A 613-nucleotide genomic window follows, 5' to 3' on the forward strand; every position below is an offset into this window, starting at 1 on the left:
CATAATTATAGCGAGTTTAAAGGTGATGGCTTAGGAGCGATTAACAAGCTATTAGAAACTAAAAAAGGTTTTGTAGCAGGAGCGTTTTATAAGGAAGGTTTAGGGGATATTGATTTGGTTTGGGGAACGCCAAAGACTAAAGATAGCAACGGTTATGGATTAGCGCATATATTAGAGCGTAGAATATCTAACGAGATGAAGAAAGGCTTAAGTGAAACAGAAGCTAAAGAATACGCCATGAATGTAGTTAAATCAATCCCTGAAGTGTTAGAGAAAGGCACTAAAGGAACGGATGATTTAGGGCGTGTGTTTGTAGATTATGGAAATAAGAGAGTAGGTTTAAATAATGAGTGGAAAAAAGAAAAATTAGAAAATCATTGGGTGATAAGCAGTTATGAATTGTATGATACAGAGAAGCAAGCGTTACGGTCTACTCCGCAAGCAATCACTAAAGAAAAGGCATTTAATTCTTTAAACTCCGTAGAGCCTAATCCTACCACAAAAAATTAAATATAAGGAACGCAATGAATTACCCTAATCTACCTAACAGCGCGCTAGATTTCACAGAACAGCCCGAAGTGAAAGAAATCACTAACGAGCTTATAAAGCAATT

1 protein-coding gene is annotated in these 613 nt (G+C 36.4%); it reads left to right on the plus strand.

The genetic code is table 11. The annotated features are described in order from the left end of the window. Window positions 1-510: putative barnase/colicin E5 family endoribonuclease (locus CXY28_RS08585; RefSeq protein ID WP_157819751.1), on the plus strand; the 510-nt coding region annotated here is incomplete at its 5' end. Between the last annotated feature and the right edge of the window lie 103 nt (window positions 511-613).

The organism is Helicobacter pylori (genome assembly GCF_002832345.1).
Classification (GTDB): domain Bacteria; phylum Campylobacterota; class Campylobacteria; order Campylobacterales; family Helicobacteraceae; genus Helicobacter; species Helicobacter pylori_CP.